This window comes from Faecalibacterium sp. DFI.5.82 (assembly GCF_029076575.1).
Taxonomy (GTDB): domain Bacteria; phylum Bacillota; class Clostridia; order Oscillospirales; family Ruminococcaceae; genus Faecalibacterium; species Faecalibacterium duncaniae.
The window spans coordinates 1-312 of the sequence record NZ_JARFIS010000487.1; the positions used below are offsets into that span (position 1 = coordinate 1).

Below are 312 nucleotides of genomic sequence, written 5' to 3' on the forward strand. Positions count from 1 at the left end.
GCCAGCCAGACGGATGTGCCCTCCGGGGAGTGATACTCGCCACCCAGAGCGTCCAGACTTGCCCCTGCCGGGTACTCGGTAAAGTTGAACAATCCCACCAGCGTTTCTTCGCCGCGCTTGCGTACCAGTGCCAGCACGCCGGGGTTGTGGCTGTCCCAAGTTGTTACCCACGCATCCGGGGCAAAGCAGGGGTCTGCCCGCATTTTGCGCAGCTGATCCATGACCTGCCACAGCTGGTTTTGCAGCGTGCCTTCTTGGGTGCGCTGTTTTGCGTCCTCCCAGTTGAACTTTCTGCGGTGCAGATTGCGGCTG

Annotated in this window: 1 pseudogene; it reads right to left on the bottom strand. The window is 61.2% G+C overall.

Annotation, left to right across the window (positions count from 1 at the left end):
* A pseudogene (locus tag P0G09_RS17540) lies at positions 1-312 on the bottom strand (amylosucrase); the annotation flags it as partial.